Origin of the sequence: Dactylosporangium roseum (assembly GCF_025264685.1) — a bacterium.
In the GTDB taxonomy this organism is placed as follows: domain Bacteria; phylum Actinomycetota; class Actinomycetes; order Mycobacteriales; family Micromonosporaceae; genus Dactylosporangium; species Dactylosporangium roseum.
In genome coordinates, this window is the sequence record NZ_CP073721.1 from 4,529,675 (window position 1) to 4,546,662 (window position 16,988).

Annotated in this window: 14 protein-coding genes; 6 read left to right on the forward strand and 8 right to left on the reverse strand. The window is 74.2% G+C overall.

What is annotated here, in order from left to right; translation table 11 throughout:
• The first annotated feature begins 45 nt into the window (after window positions 1–45).
• The 3 genes from fdh to nrfD are packed head-to-tail and all read left to right on the forward strand — an operon-like array spanning window position 46 to window position 4,960.
• Window positions 46–3,228, forward strand: coding sequence for a formate dehydrogenase (fdh, locus tag Drose_RS21215; protein WP_260723034.1), 3,183 nt, complete (start codon window positions 46–48; stop codon window positions 3,226–3,228).
• A complete protein-coding gene (locus tag Drose_RS21220) occupies window positions 3,225–3,998 on the forward strand; it encodes a 4Fe-4S dicluster domain-containing protein (protein WP_260723035.1) in 774 nt (257 codons plus the stop codon). Before fdh ends, Drose_RS21220 begins: the two co-directional genes overlap by 4 nt.
• Window positions 3,995–4,960 carry an NrfD/PsrC family molybdoenzyme membrane anchor subunit gene (gene nrfD / locus Drose_RS21225; RefSeq protein WP_260723036.1) on the forward strand — a complete coding sequence of 322 codons (966 nt, stop codon included), beginning with the start codon at window positions 3,995–3,997 and terminating at the stop codon, window positions 4,958–4,960. The genes Drose_RS21220 and nrfD overlap by 4 nt, the downstream gene beginning before the upstream one ends.
• Window positions 4,961–4,981: 21 nt before the next feature.
• Here nrfD and selD read toward each other — a convergent pair whose 3' ends face one another.
• On the reverse strand, window positions 4,982–5,980 hold the full coding sequence (selD, locus tag Drose_RS21230) for a selenide, water dikinase SelD (RefSeq protein WP_390891218.1): 999 nt from the start codon (window positions 5,978–5,980) through the stop codon (window positions 4,982–4,984).
• 499 nt (window positions 5,981–6,479) lie between these two features.
• Window positions 6,480–7,085 carry a TetR/AcrR family transcriptional regulator gene (locus Drose_RS21235; RefSeq protein ID WP_260723037.1) on the reverse strand — a complete coding sequence of 202 codons (606 nt, stop codon included), beginning with the start codon at window positions 7,083–7,085 and terminating at the stop codon, window positions 6,480–6,482.
• A gap of 75 nt (window positions 7,086–7,160) precedes the next feature.
• Between Drose_RS21235 and Drose_RS21240 the strand changes: the two genes are divergently transcribed.
• The 3 genes from Drose_RS21240 to Drose_RS21250 all read left to right on the forward strand — a co-directional run bounded on the left by Drose_RS21240 (window position 7,161) and on the right by Drose_RS21250 (window position 9,330).
• Entirely contained in the window at window positions 7,161–8,258 is a 1,098-nt protein-coding gene (locus tag Drose_RS21240) for an FAD-dependent monooxygenase (RefSeq protein WP_260723038.1), read from the forward strand.
• Window positions 8,259–8,515: 257 nt separating this feature from the next.
• Window positions 8,516–9,145, forward strand: coding sequence for a pyridoxamine 5'-phosphate oxidase family protein (locus Drose_RS21245; RefSeq protein WP_260723039.1), 630 nt, complete (start codon window positions 8,516–8,518; stop codon window positions 9,143–9,145).
• Window positions 9,142–9,330 (forward strand): antitoxin, encoded by a 189-nt coding sequence (locus tag Drose_RS21250; protein ID WP_260723040.1) that lies wholly within the window; start codon window positions 9,142–9,144, stop codon window positions 9,328–9,330. The genes Drose_RS21245 and Drose_RS21250 overlap by 4 nt, the downstream gene beginning before the upstream one ends.
• Before the next feature lie 102 nt (window positions 9,331–9,432).
• On the opposite strand, the gene Drose_RS21255 is transcribed toward Drose_RS21250, so the two are convergent.
• The 6 genes from Drose_RS21255 to Drose_RS21280 all read right to left on the reverse strand — a co-directional run bounded on the left by Drose_RS21255 (window position 9,433) and on the right by Drose_RS21280 (window position 16,978).
• Window positions 9,433–9,900 carry an NUDIX hydrolase gene (locus Drose_RS21255; protein WP_260723041.1) on the reverse strand — a complete coding sequence of 156 codons (468 nt, stop codon included), beginning with the start codon at window positions 9,898–9,900 and terminating at the stop codon, window positions 9,433–9,435.
• Window positions 9,901–9,965: 65 nt separating this feature from the next.
• Complete coding sequence (locus tag Drose_RS21260; protein WP_260723042.1) at window positions 9,966–11,906, reverse strand: response regulator; 1,941 nt, start codon at window positions 11,904–11,906, stop codon at window positions 9,966–9,968.
• Window positions 11,888–12,955 carry a chemotaxis-specific protein-glutamate methyltransferase CheB gene (cheB, locus tag Drose_RS21265; protein WP_260723043.1) on the reverse strand — a complete coding sequence of 356 codons (1,068 nt, stop codon included), beginning with the start codon at window positions 12,953–12,955 and terminating at the stop codon, window positions 11,888–11,890. Before cheB ends, Drose_RS21260 begins: the two co-directional genes overlap by 19 nt.
• Window positions 12,952–14,976, reverse strand: coding sequence for a hybrid sensor histidine kinase/response regulator (locus tag Drose_RS21270; protein WP_260723044.1), 2,025 nt, complete (start codon window positions 14,974–14,976; stop codon window positions 12,952–12,954). Before Drose_RS21270 ends, cheB begins: the two co-directional genes overlap by 4 nt.
• Window positions 14,973–16,445 (reverse strand): methyl-accepting chemotaxis protein, encoded by a 1,473-nt coding sequence (locus Drose_RS21275; RefSeq protein ID WP_260723045.1) that lies wholly within the window; start codon window positions 16,443–16,445, stop codon window positions 14,973–14,975. The genes Drose_RS21270 and Drose_RS21275 overlap by 4 nt, the downstream gene beginning before the upstream one ends.
• Before the next feature lie 2 nt (window positions 16,446–16,447).
• Complete coding sequence (locus tag Drose_RS21280; RefSeq protein WP_260723046.1) at window positions 16,448–16,978, reverse strand: chemotaxis protein CheW; 531 nt, start codon at window positions 16,976–16,978, stop codon at window positions 16,448–16,450.
• Window positions 16,979–16,988: the final 10 nt, after the last annotated feature.

A 16,988-nucleotide genomic window follows, 5' to 3' on the forward strand; every position in this document is an offset into this window, starting at 1 on the left:
CGACGTGCCGAGCGGGCCGTCGCCGCAGAGCCTAGAGTTCAGGGCATGGAGTGGCTTCGGCGGTGGCCTGTCTACCGGCAGTTGACCGGCTCCGACCCCACGGGTCGTGGCGACGCTGCCCGGTCGTCGCGCACCGACGCGCTCACCGCCCGTACGACACAGGCGGACACCGTCGCCAGATCGGTCTGTCCCTACTGCGCGGTCGGCTGCGGCCAGCGGGTGTTCGTCAAGGACGGCAGGGTCACCCAGATCGAGGGTGACCCGGACAGCCCGATCTCGCGCGGCCGGCTGTGCCCGAAGGGGTCGGCGAGCAAGAGTCTCGTCACCAGCCCGCTGCGGCAGACCAGGGTGCGGTACCGCCGGCCCTACGGGACCGGGTGGGAGGACCTCGACCTCGAGACCGCGCTGGACATGATCGCCGACCGGGTGCTCAAGGCCCGCGAGGAGACGTGGCAGGACCGCGACGAGGACGGCCGGCCGCTCAACCGCACGCTCGGCATCGCGAGCCTCGGCGGCGCGACGCTCGACAACGAAGAGAACTACCTCATCAAGAAGCTGTTCACGGCCGCCGGCGCGCTGCAGATCGAGAACCAGGCCCGGATTTGACACTCCTCCACCGTCCCCGGTCTGGGGACCAGCTTCGGTCGCGGCGGCGCCACGGGATTCCAGCAGGACCTGGCCAACGCTGACTGCATCGTGATCCAGGGCTCGAACATGGCCGAGGCGCACCCGGTCGGCTTCCAGTGGGTGATGGAGGCCAAGGCCCGCGGTGCGACGGTCATCCACGTCGATCCCAGGTTCACGCGCACCAGCGCCGTCGCCGACATGTTCGTGCCGATCCGGGCCGGGTCGGACATCGCGTTCCTCGGTGGTGTGGTCAACCACATCCTGAGCAACGAGCTCGACTTCCGGGAGTACGTCGTCGCGTACACCAACGCGGCCACGATCCTGCGCGAGGACTTCCGCGGCGCCGAGGATCTCGACGGGCTGTTCTCCGGCTTCGATCCACGGACCGGCGCGTACGACCCGCGGAGCTGGCAGTACGCGGGGCATGCCGAGGATCCGCAGCACACGCACGAGATGCGGGAGACGGCCGGTGGCCTGCGGCACGAGTCGCACGGCCCGCCGGTGCCGGCCGACACGCAGCGGGACGAGACGCTGCGGCACCCGCGGTGCGTGTACCAGGTCCTGAAGCGGCACTTCGCCCGGTACACGCCCGAGGTCGTGGAGCAGGTGTGCGGCGTGCCGCCCGAGCAGTTCGCGAAGGTCTGCGAGGCGTGGACGCGCAACTCCGGCCGGGAGCGCACGACCGCCCTGGTGTACTCGGTCGGCTGGACCCAGCACTCGGTCGGGGTGCAGTACATCCGCACCGGCGCCATCATCCAGCTCCTGCTCGGCAACATGGGCCGCCCCGGCGGAGGCGTCATGGCGCTGCGCGGGCACGCGAGCATCCAGGGCTCCACCGACATCCCGACGCTGTTCAACCTCCTGCCGGGATACCTGCCGATGCCGCAGCGGGGCAGGCACGACACGTTCGACGAGTGGGTCGACGCGATCCGCCACCCCGGGCAGAAGGGCTTCTGGGGCAACGCCAGGTCCTACGCCGTCAGCCTCCTGAAGGCGTACTTCGGGGACGCCGCGACCGCGGACAACGACTACTGCTACGGGCACCTGCCCCGGCTGACCGGCGACCACGGCACCTACCAGACCGTGCTCGACATGATCGACGGCAAGGTCAAGGGGTACTTCCTGCTCGGCCAGAACCCGGCCGTCGGCTCGGCGCACGGCCGCGCCCAGCGGCTCGGCATGGCCAAGCTCGACTGGCTCGTCGTGCGCGACCTGTACGAGATCGAGAGCGCCACCTTCTGGAGGGACTCCCCGGAGGTCGAGACCGGCGAGATCGTGCCCGAGGAGTGCGCGACCGAGGTGTTCTTCCTGCCCGCCGCCTCGCACGTGGAGAAGGAGGGCACGTTCACGCAGACGCAGCGGCTGTTGCAGTGGCGGGAGAAGGCCGTCGACCCGCCCGGCGACTGCCGCTCCGAGCTGTGGTTCTTCTACCACCTCGGCCGCCGGCTCAGGCGGCGGCTGGCGGACTCCGCGCTGCCGCGGGACCGCGCCCTGCTGGACCTGGCCTGGGACTACCCGACGGAAGGTGCCCACGACGAGCCGTCGGCGGCGGCGGTACTGCGGGAGATCAACGGCTTCGACGTGGCCACCGGCACGCCGGTGTCGGGCTTCACCGAGCTCAAGGACGACGGGTCCACCGCCGCCGGCTGCTGGATCTATTCCGGGGTCTACGCGGGCGGCGTCAACCAGGCCGCGCGGCGCACCCCGGCCGGGCCGTCCGACCCGATCGGCCTCGAGTGGGGCTGGGCGTGGCCGGCGAACCGCCGCATGCTCTACAACCGCGCCTCCGCCGACCCCGAGGGCCGGCCCTGGAGCGAGCGAAAGCGATACGTCTTCTGGGACCCCGACAAGGGCGAGTGGACCGGGCCGGACGTGCCCGATTTCGAGAAGACGAAACCGCCGGCGTACCGGCCGCCGGACGGCGCGAGCGGGCCCGCGGCGCTGGCCGGGGACGACCCGTTCATCATGCAGAGCGACGGGAAGGGCTGGCTGTTCGTACCGAGCGGCCTGGTCGACGGGCCGCTGCCGACGCACTACGAGCCGGCCGAGTCGCCGGTGCCGAACCCGCTGTACGGGCAGCAGGCGAACCCGACCCGCAAGCGGTACCAGCGGTCGGAGAACCCGGTCCACCCGACGGACAGCGGCGTCTTCCCGTACGTCTTCACCACGAGCCGCCTGACCGAGCACCACACCGCCGGCGGCATGAGCCGCACGCTCGATTATCTCTCGGAATTGCAGCCGGCGATGTTCGTCGAGGTCTCCCCCGCCCTCGCCGCCGAGCGGGGCCTGGCGCACCTCGGCTGGGCGCACGTCGTCACCGCCCGGGCGTGCGTCGAGGCGCGGGTGCTGATCACCGAGCGGCTCCGGCCGCTGCGGCTCGACGGTCGCCGGGTCCACCAGATCTGGCTGCCGTACCACTGGGGCACGAGCGGCCTGACGACCGGCGACTCGGCGAACGACCTCATCGGCATCACCCTCGACCCCAACGTGCTGATCCAGGAGAGCAAAGTGGGCACGTGCGACATCCGGCCGGGCCGTCGCCCGCGCGGCGCGGCGCTGCGGGCACTCGTCGAGGACTACAACCGGAGGGCCGGGCTGTGACCCGTGTTGGCTTCTTCACCGACACCAGCGTCTGCATCGGTTGCAAGGCGTGCGAGGTGGCCTGCAAGGAGTGGAACGCCGTCCCCGCCGACGGGTTCGACCTGCTGGGCATGTCGTTCGACAACACCGGCCAACTCGACGCGAACTCGTGGCGGCACGTCGCGTTCATCGAGCAACCGCCGGCGTCCCCCGGCGGCTCCGACGGCTCCGGCGACTTGCGCTGGCTGATGATGTCGGACGTCTGCAAACACTGCACCCACGCGGCCTGCCTCGACGTGTGCCCGACCGGATCGCTGTTCCGCACCGAGTTCGGCACCGTCGTCGTCCAGGCCGACATCTGCAACGGCTGTGGCTACTGCATCCCGGCCTGCCCGTACGGCGTGATCGACCAGCGCAAGGGCGACGGGCGCGCCTGGAAGTGCACGATGTGCTACGACCGGACCCGCGACGGCCTCGCCCCGGCCTGCGCGACGGCCTGCCCGACCGAGTCGATCCAGTTCGGACCGCTCGACGAGCTGCGGGAACGGGCCGAGGCCCGGCTCGACGCGCTGAACGACCCCAAGGCCCGCCTCTACGGCCACGACGAGTCCGACGGGGTCGGCGGCCAAGGCGCGTTCTTCCTGCTGCTCGACGAGCCCGAAGTGTACGGCCTGCCCCCGGACCCGGTGGTCACGACACGAGACCTGCCGGCGATGTGGAAACACGCCGGGCTGGCCGCGCTGACCATGGCCGCCGCGGTCGCCGTGTCGTTCCTGGGACGACGCCCGTGAAGCCCCGCGGCCCCCGCCGGCAGCACGGCGGCCAGGACGTCCAGGTCCCGCCCGCCGACTTCCGCTCGTACTACGGCCGGCCGATCCTCAAACCGCCCGTCTGGCGGCACGACATCCCCGCCTACCTCTTCACCGGCGGCCTCGCCGCCGGCAGCGCACTGCTCGCCGCCGGCGCCGACCTGACCGGCCGCCCGGCAACCCGGCGCACGGCCCGAGCGGTCACACTCGCCGCGGTCGGCGCCGGCACCTACTTCCTCATCAACGACCTCGGCCGCCCGCAACGCTTCCACCACATGCTCCGGGTAGCCAAACCAACCTCACCGATGTCCGTCGGCACCTGGATCCTGACCGCGTTCGGCGGCGCCGCCGGGCTGGCCGCCGTCACCGAGACCGCACCGCACCGCCGGTCCGGCCGGTTCAGCCGGCTCGGCCGGGTGGCACGAGCCGCGGGACGCGCCGCCGGCGTCGGCGCCGCCGTCCTCGCGCCCGGCCTGGCCACCTACACGGCGGTCCTCATCGCGGACACGGCCGCGCCGTCGTGGCACCAGGCCTACCCGGACCTGCCGTTCGCCTTCGCCGGCAGCGCACTGGCCAGCGGTGCCGCGGTGGGGCTCATCGGGGCGCCGGTGCGGGAGAGCGGGCCGGCGCGCGGCATGGCGGTCGCCGGCGTCGCGCTGGACCTCGCCGCCACGCACCGGATCGAGACGGCGCACGGGCTGCTCAGCGAGCCCTACCGGACCGGGCGGGCGGGCCGGCTGCTGCGCGCCGCACGGGCGCTCAACGTCGCCGGCGCGGCGGGGGCACTGCTCGGGCGACGCAGCCGGGTGGTGTCGGCGCTGTCCGGGGCGGCGCTGCTCGCCGGCTCGCTGGCGACCCGCTTCGGGGTGTTCGAAGCTGGCGTCGAGTCCACGAAGGACCCCCGGTACGTGGTGGAGCCGCAGAAGCGCCGCGCCAGGCCGTGACGCCGTGGTTCGCCCGGCCGCTCAGCGGACGCGCAGGGTCACGCCGTCCCAGGGGATCAGCTCACCCACGACCGGGTGGCCCGGCAGCTCACCGGCCACGAGCAGGCCGCCGGACGTCTGCGCGTCGGCGAGGAGCAGCAGCTCGTCCTCCGGCGTGGCGCCGACGTCGGCGTGCGGGCGGACCCAGTCCAGGTTGCGGCGGGTGCCGCCGCTGACGTACCCGTCGGCGAGCGCCTTGCGGGCGTCGTCGAGGTAGGGCACGGCGGCCGCGTCGACGACCGCGGTCACGCCGCTGGCGCGAGCCAGCTTGTGCAGGTGCCCGAGAAGGCCGAAGCCGGTGACGTCGGTGGCGCACTCGGCGCCCGCGGCGACGGCGGCCTCGGACGCCGCCCGGTTGAGCGTGGTCATGACCTCGACGGCCTGCGGGAAGATGTCACCGGTGGCCTTGTGCCGGCTGTTCAGCACGCCGATGCCGAGCGGCTTGGTGAGCGTCAGCGGCAGCCCGGGCCGGCCGCGGTCGTTGCGCAGCAGCCGGTCGGGGTCGGCGAGGCCGGTGACCGCCATGCCGTACTTCGGCTCGGGGTCGTCGACGGAGTGCCCGCCCGCGACGTGACAGCCCGCCTCGCGCGCGACGTCGAGGCCTCCGCGCAGCACCTCCGCGGCGAGGCTCATCGGCAGCACCTCCCGCGGCCAGGCCAGCAGGTTGACGGCGACGACGGGCCGGCCGCCCATCGCGTACACGTCCGAGAACGCGTTGGCCGCCGCGATGCGCCCCCAGTCGTAGGCGTCGTCGACGACGGGGGTGAAGAAGTCCGCCGTCGCCACGACCGCCGTCCCGTTCGCGATGCCGACGACGGCGGCGTCGTCACCGTCGTCGAGCCCGACGAGCAGCTCTCCAGGCCCGGCCGGCGGCTCGGCACCGACGAGACCGGCGACGACCGCTTCGAGCTCCCCGGGCGGAATCTTGCACGCGCATCCCCCGCCGTGTGCGTATCCGGTCAGCCGCCCGAGCATCCCCATGCTTCAACCTATCGCCTGTCCCCCCGCCCCCGCCCGCCTTCCCCCGCCCCGCCCTCGCCCCGCCCACCTTCCCTCGCCCCGCCCCCGCCCCGGGCCACGGCCCCGCCCCGGCCCCGGCCCCTGCGTTGATCTTGCAGTTGTGGTGCCAGGACACTCCCTGAATGCCCGGTTTGTCAGGCACCACAACTGCAAGATCAACGCGCGATGCGGCGCAACGCGGCGCCGGGGCGGGCCGGGGCGGGCCGGGGCGAGGCGAGGCCGGGCCGGGGCGAGGCCGGGCCGAGGCCGGGCCGGGGCCGGGCCGGGGCCGGGCCGGGGCCGGGCCGGGGCCGGGGCGAGGCCGGGGCGAGGCCGGGCCGGGGCCGGGCCGGGGCCGGGCCGGGCCGAGGCGGGGCGAGGCGGGCCGGGCCGAGGCGGGGCGAGGCGGGCCGGGCCGAGGCGGGGCGAGGCGGGCCGGGCCGAGGCGGGCCGGGGGCGAGGCCGGGGCGGGGGCGGGGGGTTACCCGTGTCCGGCGCGCAGCCAGGGGGTGAGGGCGACGTCGGTGGCGCGTTCGAGTGCCGCTCGGACCGCGGCCGGATTCTCGGCACCGCCCTCGGCGAGCAGTACCCGCAGCGCCCCGGTGACGGCGCCCACGAACGCGCCGGTGAGCGCCGCGGCGCCCACCCGGTCGAGCCGGTCGGGGAACGCCTCCGCCAGGCGGGCCGCGATCTCCTGCTGGGCGTCGAGCTGGAGCTGCAGCGCACGGCCTCGCACGGCCGGCACCTCGCGCACGAGCCGCAGCCGCAGCGCCGCGAGCCGGCCGGTCAGGTCGTCGCTGTCGGCACCGGCCCGGTGGAGGGCCCGCAGCAGCACCTCCGCCGGCCCCTCGTGCGGCGCGCGGGTCTCGATGGCGTGGACCGCCGCGGCGATCCGGGCGGCACCCTCCGGGAAGAGCAACTCCTCCTTGCTGGCGAAGTAGCTGAAGAACGTCCGGGTCCCGATCTCCGCCGCGGCGGCGATGTCCGCGACGGTCGTGCGCTCATACCCGTCGCGCTCGAACAACTCCACCGCGGCGGCGATCAACGCCTGCCGGGTCCGTTCCCGTTTCCGTTCGCGCAAGGACACGCCGGTGAGCGTACCGCATCCGATGCAAATCTGCACTCATTGCAGTTTCGCACTCAGTGCAGTTAGCTTGATGGCATGACGAAGACGGTGCTCATCTCCGGCGCGGGCGTCGCCGGCCCGACCCTCGCCTACTGGCTGGCCCGCCGCGGCCTGCGGCCCACAGTCGTGGAGCGCGCGCGGGGGCAGCGCTCCAGCGGCAACCCGGTCGACGTGCGCGGCCCCGCCCTCCCGGTCGCGGCCGCCATGGGGGTCGTGCCACGGCTGCGGGAGCACGCCACCCGCGCCACCGCGATACGACTGGTCGACGGCACCGGCCGCCCGCTGGCCCGCATCTCGCTGAGCACGAACCCGGACGATATCGAGATCCCGCGGGCCGACCTGGCACGTGTGCTGTTCGAGGCCGCGAAGGACCACGCCGAGTTCCGGTTCGGCGACACGATCGCCGCCCTGGACCAGGATGCCGGCGGCGTGGCGGTGACGTTCACGAGCGGCATCCAGGAGCGGTTCGACCTGGTCGTCGGCGCCGACGGCCTGCACTCCACGGTCCGCGGCCTGGCGTTCGGCCCGGAGCACGACTTCGTCAGGCATCTCGGCGTGTTCGTGGCGACGCTGCCGGCCGGCGAGCGGGCCCGTTCCACGGACGTGCTGATGTACAACATCCCCGGCCGCCTGGTGTCGATCCACCCGTCGCGGGGCGACGCGCTGCTGGCGTTCATCTTCCGCGGTCCCGCCGCCCGGGACTTCGACCACCGCGACACCGAGCAGCACCGGCGCGTCCTGCTCGCGGCCTACGGGCACGCCGGCTGGCGGGTCCCCGAGCTGCTCGACAAGGTCCGCGAGACCCCGGAGCTGTACTTCGACAGCGTCAGCCGCGTCCGCCTGGCCTCGTGGTCGCGCGGCAGGGTGGCCCTGGTCGGCGACGCGGCGTCGTGCGTCTCCCTCTTCGGCGAGGGTTCCAGCATGGCGATCGCGGGCGCCAAGACCCTGGCCGACGCGCTGGCGTCCGAGCCCGGCCACACGGCCGCGTTCCGCCGCTACGAGACGGAGCACCGCACCCGCACCGCGCCGAAGCAGCGTTTCGCCGGCCGCGCCGCATCCCTCATCGTCCCGAAGACCCGCCTGGGCATCAGGACCCGCAACCTCACCGCACGGGTGCTGCTGACCCGGCGATGAGGTCCGCGGCGACGAGCATCACCCGCCCGGCGAGACCGACCCGACGAGACCCCGCCCGACGAGACCCCGCCCGGCGACGGCCGGTGCGGGCGGCCGCGACCGCTCCGCCCGGACCGCCTCCGGACGGTGTACCTGCTACGCCCGGTCCATGCCGGCCACCGGTTTCGCCGTGCGGCGGCCGAGACCGCACAGTGTGTGCGACACGTGCCCGCCGGGTGCGTGTCAGCCTGTGCTCTCTCGTGCGTTGGGGAGGCGGCGTGGGGACACGTGAAGTACATCTGCCGGGGTCGGCGGGCGAACGCCTGATGCAGGCGCGGGCCGGGACCGTGGAGCGGGCCGATCGGTTCTACCGGCAACAGGTCCTGCCCGCGCTCAACGACACCATGGCGGAGTTCGTCGGGCGGCAGGAGATGATGTTCGTCGCGACGGCGGACGCGCTCGGGCACTGCGACTGCACGTTTCGCGCCGGGCCGCCCGGGTTCGTGCGGGTGTTGTCGAGCGAGCGGGTGGCCTGGCCGGAGTACCGCGGCAACGGTGTCATGGCGAGCGTCGGCAACGTCGTCGAGAACCCCAACGTCGGGCTCATCTTCGTCGACTTCGTCCGGGACCGGATCGGCCTGCACGTCAACGGTCACGCGACCGTCGTGGACGACGCCGAGATGCGCGCGGCGTTCCCGGACCTGCCGGTCGACACCGTGCCCGGCCGCCGCCCGGAGCGCTGGGTCAACGTGTTCGTCGAGGAGGCGTACATCCACTGCGCCAAGCACATCCCGCACCTGCGGAAGGTGACCGCGGAGGACCGGGCATGGGGCACGGACGACATGAGGCGCAAGGGGGGCGACTTCTTCGGCGTCGCGGCCGGGCCGGCGGGTACGGTGATGGGATGAACAGCTTCTTCGACAAGGTGAAGGATCTCGCCGACAAGCACGACGAGAAGGTGGACCAGGCGTTGGAGAAGATCGGCGAGGAGGCCGACAAGCGCACCGGGGGCAAGTACGCCGACCAGATAGCCAAGGGTGTCGACGCCGCACAGGAGCACACCGGCGAGGGCGACACCACCCGCAACGCGTAGGACCGCCCCGAACCGACCCGGAGCCCGGCTCCCGGTCGGTTCGGCGGGTGAGTGCGACGGCGGGTGGCTCGGCCCACATCGAGGACCAGCGGCGGGCGGCCGCTACGAACGCGACCAGACGCCGCCGGGGGCCAGCTCCGCGATGACCGCGGCGAGGGCCGGTGGCTCGAGGCGGTCGGGCAGCGCGGCCAGCTCCTGCGGGCCGGCCCAGACGTGGTCGTGGAGGTTGACCTGCTCGTCCGGCAGGAGACCGGTGCGGACCAGGGCCGGGCGGTCGGCCGCGAACCGGGCCAGGAAGAACCGCTCCTCCCCCACGAACCGCGTGCCGTTCCAGCGGACGTCCCGCTCGACCGGGACCCACCGGTCCTCGACGGCCGCCGGGTCGAGGCCGGTCTCCTCGACCAGCTCCCGGCGTGCGGCCTCCAGCGGCGTCTCACCCGGGTCGATGCCGCCGCCCGGCGGCTCCCACAGCCACGAGCCGTCGGACGGGTCCCGCCAGTGCAGCAGCAGGACCCGGCCGGCCGGGTCGAGGCAGACGATGCGCGCCGCGGGGCGACGCCGGGTCTCCATGGCCCGACCATATCCGCCGCGGCACGGCCGACGACGCGCCGGTGCGTCTGCTGGGCGCGACGCGGCTACGGCTCCGGGAGCGTGAAGGCGAACGTGGCGCCGCGGCCGGGCTCGCTCTCGGCCCAGACCCTGCCGCCGTGCCGGTCGATGATGCGCTGGACCGTGGTCAGGCCGATGCCGGTGCCCGGGTAGTCGCGACTGTCGTGCAGCCGGCCGAACGGGCGGAACAACTGGTCGGCCTGGTCGGTGGGGAAGCCGGCGCCGTTGTCCCGGACGTAGAACGCCACCTCGTCGCCGGCCGGGGCGGTGCCGATGTCGATCGCCGGGTCCGATGCGCGGGTGGTGAACTTCCACGCGTTGCCGACCAGGTTGACCAGCACCGCGCGGACGAGTTCGGGGTCGCAGGGGGCCCGCATGCCCGGGGTCACCGTGACCGCGACCTCGCGGACCGGGTCACGCTGGCGCAGCTCCTCCACCACCTCCTCGGCCAGCGCCGTGACGTCGACCCGGGTGCGCCGGATCTGGCCGCGGTTGGCGCGTGCGAGCTGCAGCAGCGCGTCGACGAGCGCGTTCATCCGCTGCGCCGCGGCGTAGACGCGCCGAAGCTGCTGCGCCGACTCGGGGTCGACCTCCGGGATGACCAGCTCGGTGTAGCTGAGGATGGTCTGCAACGGTGAGCGCAGGTCGTGGGAGACGGAGCCGCTGAACGCCTCCAGCTCCTTGTTGCGCCACTCCAGCTCCTCCACGAGCTGCGCGCGGGCCTCGGCGTACTTGCGCGCCGCACGCTCCTCGGCCGCCTCCATCTCCCGGCGCAGCAGCTCGTCGCGGATCCTGCGGTTCTCGTCGTGCAACTGCTGGCGGCGCAAGTGGGCGCGGATGTGCGCGCGCAGGGTGCCGGTACCGTCGGCGCGCCGGACGTAGTCGTCGGCGCCGGCGGCCAGGCATTCGAGGAGGGCGTCCGCGACACCGACGACGATGATCGGCATGTCGCGCAGCCCGGGCACGGACCGGATCCGGTCGCACAGCTCGCGGCCGTCGATCTCCGGCAGGTGCAGGTCGATGATGGTGCAGTCGGCCGGCTGCACGGCGAGCATGGCGAGGGCGTCGTCGGCGCAGCGCGCCAGGACGGGCTCATAGCCGTCCTCGTGCAGCAGGCCGCTCATCGCCTCCAGGTACGCGCTGTCGGCGTCCACGAGGAGCACCTTCGCCGGCCCGAGCGGGGACCCCGCCGTGGGCAGCGGCAGGGCCGAGGCGCTCTTGCGCAGCACGGCCGCGAGCTTCGCCAGTACGACTGCCAGGTCTTCCTGCTTGCGCACGAAGGCGTCGGCGCCGGCGTCGAGGATCTGCAGCTCGGTGGTGTAGTCGTCGGAGGCGGTCAGCAGCAGGCACGGCACGTTGCGCAGCGCGGCGTCGAGCCGGACCCGCCGGATGACGGTGGCGCCGTCGATCCCGGGCAGCACGCCGTCGACGATGATCGCGCCGGGCGGGCGGGCCGCGGCGACCCGCAGGCCCTCCTCGCCGCTGGCGGCGGTGAACACCTCGTAGCCCTCCGCGGTGAGCGCCCGGCGCAGCTCCTCGCGGAACGTGAGGCTGTCGTCGATGACGAGGACCGACCGGTGCGCGTCGCCGGGCGGTGCGGTGGCGTGCAGCAACTCGCGGCTGCGGGCGACGACGGCGCCGGCGTCGTACGGCTTGCCGACGTATTCGTCGGCGCCGGTGCGCAGTCCGCGCAGCCGGTCGTGGACCTCGGCCTCGCTGGACAGCAGCAGGACCGCCACGTCGGCGTGCCGACGGTGGCCACGCAGGCGGCGCAGCAGGTCGAGGCCGTCACCGTCGGGCAGCCGCACGTCGAGGACCGCGACGTCGAACTGTTCGCGGTCGAGCGCGGCGAGCGCCTCGGCGTGGCCGGCGCACAGGACCGTGCGGAAGCCTTCCTGCTCGAACGCCTCGTGCAGGTCCATGCGGACGGTGAGGCTGTCGTCGACGATCAGGACCGTGCTCGCCATCCGACCCCCTCCTCGAGCGGACGACCGGCCTGGGCCAGGCCGGCCAGCCGGTCCGCGATCTGCTCCGGCGGCAGCACCTCCGCGGCCGCCCCGAGCAGCACCGCCTCCCTGGGCATGCCGTAGACGACGCTGCTGGTCTCGTCCTGCGCGTACGTGACGGCGCCGGCCCGGCGCATCGCGAGCAGGCCGGCGGCGCCGTCGCGGCCCATGCCGGTCAGCAGGCAGCCGGCGGCGGCGCGGCCGAGCTCCGTGGCCACCGACTCGAAGAGCGTGTCGACGGCCGGTCGGCACGAGTGCCGCGCCGGGCCGGCGCTGAGCCGGAGGTGACCGTCGCGGACGTACAGGTGCAGGTCGGGCGGCGCCATGACGACCCGCCCGCCGAGCGCCGACAGCGCCTCGCCGCCGCGGGCGTAGGTGACGGCGCGGCCGGTCTGCTCGGCGAGCCAGCCGGTGAACGCCTGGGCGAACGTCTCGTTGGCGGCCAGGTGCTGGACGTACAGCAGCGGGATCGGGAAGCCGGCGGGCAGGCCGCGCAGCACCCGGACGATCGCGCCCGGCCCGCCGGTCGAGGCGCCGATCACGACGGCGCGGACCGTGGCACCGCCCGGTGCCGGCTCCGGAGCGGGCGCGACCGGCCCGGAACGCCGCCTGGTGACCACCCGGATCCGGGAGACGATCCGGGCGGTGGTGCGCAGCCGCTGCCCCCAGGTGTCGTCGGAGGCGTCGCCGCGCGGCTTCTCCAGCACGTCGACCGCGCCCGCGGCGAGGGCGTCGTACGTCGTGAACAGCTCCCGGCGGTCGGCGGAGGACACCACCAGGATCGGCGTCGGCTGGACGGCCATGATCTGCTCGGTGGCGGCGAGCCCGGACATCACCGGCAGGCCCACGTCCATCGTGACGACGTCGGGACGCAGGTCCCGGCACATCGAGACCGCCGCCGCGCCGTCGGTCGCCTCGCCGACGATCTCGAACCCGTCCGCGGCGGTCAGCGCCTCGCGCAGGAACTGCCGCACCGTGGCGGAGTCCTCGACGATCAGCACCCGGATCACGGGTCACCCGCGAGGGCGCGGATGTGGGCGAGCAGCTCCTCCTGGTCGAACTCGCTCTTCACCATGTACGCGCCGGCGCCCGCCGCGGCACCCCGGCGCCGGTCCTCGGCGGAGGCGCGGGAGCTAACCAGGATCGCGGGCACGTCCCGCTGCGCCGGGTCGGCGCGGGTCTGCTCGACGAAGGTGAACCCGTCGATGCCCGGCATGTCGATGTCGACGAGGAACAGCGCGTATCGCCGGTGGCGGGCCCGTTCGAGCGCCTCCTCCCCCGACGCGGCGAGCTCGACGGCGTAGCCGGCCGACTCCAGGATGCTGCGCTCCAGCATCCGGGTGGTGAGCGAGTCGTCGACGATGAGGATCGGGTCGCGCGGTGGCGGCGTGCCTGCCGGCTCGGGGCTGCCGGGGTCGGCGGCCCCGGCCGCGGCGGCGAGCCCGTGCGGGTCGAGCACGATCCGCGGGTTGCCCTCCGCGTCCATCGACAGCCCGCTAACCACCGGGCTCGCCGGGGCCAGCTCGGGCAGCGGCCGCACGATCAGCGTCGACGTGCCGAGCAACCGGTCGACACCGACGGCGACCGGCTGGCCGCCCGGCGCCAGGACCACCGCGACCCCGTTGCCGGCCGGGCCGGTCCCGCCGGCGAGGACCCGCTCCAGCGGCAGGAACGGGACCACATGCCCGTCGTGAGCCAGCGCACCGGCCGCGGCGGCCGTCGCGGCCTCCGCCGCCGGAAGCAGCACGCACGTGCGGACCGTGTCGAGAGGAACCGCGGCGACGGTACCGGCGGCGAGCACGACGAGCCCCGTGAGCGACACGAGCGACAGCGGCACGACCAGCTCGACCGACGTGCCGCGCCCGGGCTCGGTGTCCACCGACACCTCGCCGCCGAGCTGCTCGGCGACGTCGCGCACCACGTCGAGGCCGATGCCCCGGCCGGAGACCCCGGTGACCGTCGTCGACGTGCTGATCCCGCCCTGCATCAGCAGGCGCATGAGCTCCCGGACGTCCGCCTCCGCGCCACCGGCGACCAGCCCGCGCCGCTCCGCCTGGCGGCGGACCGCGGCGAGGTCGAAGCCGCGACCGTCGTCGCGGCACCGGAAGGCCGCGTACCGGCCCCGGCGCTGCACGTCGACAGTCACCCGAGCCTGTGCCCGCTTGCCGGCGGCGAGCCGCTCCGCCTCGGGCTCCACGCCGTGCGCGACGGCGTTGCGCACGACGTGCAGCAGCGCGTTGCCGGCCTGGCCGAGCACGTGGGGGTCGAGCCGCAGGTCCCCGCCGTGGCTCTCGAACACGACGGACTTGCCCTCGGTGCTGGCGGCGTCGTAGACGGCCCGGTGCAGCGAGGTGAGGATGGTGGCGACCGGCACCAGCCGCAGCCGCTCGGCCCGGCCGCGGATGTCGTCGAGCTCCCGCTCGACCTGCTCGACGGTCTCGGTGAGCTGCCTGCCGAGTGCCGTGAGGTCGGCGGCGAGCCGTACGGCCATCACCATCGTCCGCTCACGACCGCAGGCGCGGAGCTGCTCGGTGATGCCCTCGGCGGCCCGGCGGGCCCGCTCGACGGTCACGGCCTGCCGGCGCAGCGGCGCGAACCGGGCATGCGCCTCGTCCACGGCGTCGAGGAGTTCGTCGACGTCGGCGCTCTCCGCGCGGACCGGCATCGGCTCGGCGGACGCCACGGCCGGTGCCGCCGCCCGGGCCGGTTCGAGTGCGTTGACGTGGGTCGCGATCTCGTCGGTCAGGGCCAGCAGGCGGGCCACCGCGTCCGGCGGCACCGGGGCGGCGCCGTCGCGGTACGGCACCAGGATCTCCTCCACGGCGTGCGCGGCCTCGGCGATGCCGGGCTGCCGCACGACGCGGGCCGCGCCTTTGAGCGTGTGCGCATGCCGCAGCAGCGCCGCCACCGCCTCGCGGCCCGTGCCGTCCGGATCGCCGCCCTGGAGGTCGAGCACGCCGCGGCTGATCTGGTCGAGCAGCTCGCGGGACTCGATCCGGAAGTACCGCAGCGGGTCCTTCTCCTCGGTCATCTCGCGGTGTCCGCCGCGACGAGGCGCAGCAGCGAGGTGGACAGCCCGGTGAGGTGCGCGGCGGTCTGGCGGGTCTGCACCGCGCTCGTCTCGCTCTCCCGCGTGACCCGGGCGGTGTCGGTGACCGCGACGTTGACCTGTTCGACGGCGGTGGTCTGCTGCTTGGTCGACAGCTCGATCTCCCGCGCCGACTCGGTGGTGCTCGCCACCAGGTCGGCGATCTGCTGGAACGAGGCCGTGACCGCGTTGAACTGCCGGGTGCCGGCGTCGACCGCCTTCGCGCCGGTCTCGGTCGCCATCACCGTCGTGTTGACCGCGCCCCGGACGTCGTCGATGAGCGCCCGGATCTCCTTGGCCGAGGCGGCGGTACGGTCGGCGAGCTTGCGGATCTCGTCGGCGACGACGGCGAAGCGGCGGCCCCACTCGCCGGCGCCGGACGCCTCGATGGTCGCGTTGATGGCCAGGATGTTGGTCTGCTCGGCGAGTTCCGAGACGAGGTCGACGACGCCGCCGATCTGCTGCGACCGCTGCCCGAGCTCCAGCATGTGCTGCACGATGAGGTCGACCTGCTGGCGGATCGCGGTGATCGACGCACGGGCCTCCTCGATGGTCGCGTCGCCGGAGCCGGCCGCCACCGCGGTCTCCTCGGCGATCTTCGCGACCCGTTGCGCACCCTCGGCGATCTGCCGCGACGTGATGAGCAGCTCCTCGATCGTCGTGGTGATCTCGCTCATCGCGGTAGCCTGCTCGCGCGCGCCGGTCGCCTGCTGGCCGGCGGACGCCTCCAACTGCGCCGACGAGCTGCGGATGTGCCCGACGGTGCCGGCGACCTGCCGGGTGAGCGCCCGCCGGAGCACGAGCGCGGCCGTCACCCCGAAGACGATCGCCGCGATCGAGATGCCCGTGACGACGACCGTCGCCGCCGTGGCGCGGGACGAGCTGGACCGCTGCCCGGCGCGGAGGTCGCGTTCCAGCAGCGCGTTCAGGTCGGCGACCGTCTTCGTCATCGCCACGCGCAGCGGGGTGACGACGTCGCGGAACTGGCCGCTGATCGCCTCGATCGTCGCGCCGCCGCGGCGCGCGGCGATGACCGCGTCGAGCGACGCCTGGTGCTGCTGCTCGGCCTGCACGGCCCGGTCGACCAGCAGGCGCTCCTCGCTGCCGGCGAGGACGACGCGCAGGCGCTGCACCGCGCCGGCGAAATCGGCGCGCGCCTGGTTCATCTGCGCGATGTTGTCCTCGTTACCGGTGAGCAGGAAGCCCCGGTAGGCGCTGTTCTTCGCCTCGACGGCGATGCGCAGCTCCCGTGCCTGGACCAGCCCCTCCAGGCCGACGTCGACGACGCGGTCCTTGCCGTCCACGACCGTGTTGAGCGCGAGCGCCGACACGGCGCCGGTGAGCAGGGTCAGCAGCACCGTGACGGCGAAGCCGGCGCCCAGCTTCCGGCCGAAGGTCCATCGTCGTGGCATGTCTATCGGTCTCCGTTCGCTGCGAACGACTGGATGGCCGCACGGACGGCCGCGACGTCGACGATCGGCCGGGCGCCGCCGTCGAGCGGAACGATGCCCCGCAAGCAGCCGCGCGGGCCGTGACCGGTCGCCTCCTCGACGATCCGTTCGTGCGGCACGCACAGATGCCCGTCGAGCTCGTCGAAGGCCAGGGCCACCGGCGGGGTGCCGGTCGCCAGCACCAGCCAGCGCCGTGCGGGCACGTCGGCGGCGGGCTGGCCGAACACGGCGGCGAGGTCGTACACGGGCACGATCGCGCCGCGGAACCCCGCCACGCCGAGCAGCGCCGACAGCGGCCCGGGCAGCCGGGTCACCGGCCGGTCCGGGAAGAGGCCGGCCGCCTCGGTGAGGCGCAGCGCGTACCGCTGGGCGCCGACCCGGATCGCGAGCAGGTCGTCGTGCCCGGCGACCTGCTGCCGCGGCGGGTCCGCGAACGACCGGTCGAACGCCTCCCGCAACTCGGTCAGCCGGGTGGCGAGCACGTCGCTGGTCATGACACCGCCC